The following is a 427-nucleotide window of genomic DNA, read 5'->3' on the forward strand; positions in this document are numbered from 1 at the left end:
GAAGTGATTAAGGAGATAGAATGAAAGGTTATGAAGGAGTTAGTAGACATAGTTTGGTAAGACGTATGCCAGTAATTATTCGACTTGATGGAAAAGCATTTCATACGTTCACGAGAGAAATGAAAAGACCTTTTGATGAGGTATTAACTAAAAGTATGCAACAAACAATGAAATACCTATGCGAGAATATTCAAGGTTGTGTATTAGGTTATACTCAGTCCGACGAAATTACATTAGTATTAGTTGATTATAAACAACTAAATTCAGCTTCGTGGTTTGATAATAATATTCAGAAAATAGTCAGTATATCGGCAAGCATGGCTACAATGGCATTTAACAAATCATTTCACTCAAATGTTGTAAATGCAAGATATGAATCTAACGATGTTGAATATTTAAATACATTAACAAAAGCTATTCTTAATGG

The 427-nt window shown here is 31.4% G+C and carries 1 protein-coding gene; it reads left to right on the plus strand.

Features of this window, described 5'->3' with window-relative positions; all coding sequences use genetic code 11:
* Positions 1 to 20: 20 nt before the first annotated feature.
* A partial coding sequence (locus tag ACW2QF_RS19630) for a tRNA(His) guanylyltransferase Thg1 family protein (protein WP_455717707.1) occupies positions 21 to 427 on the plus strand: 407 nt, incomplete at its 3' end.

This window comes from Anaerosporobacter sp. (assembly GCF_965301125.1).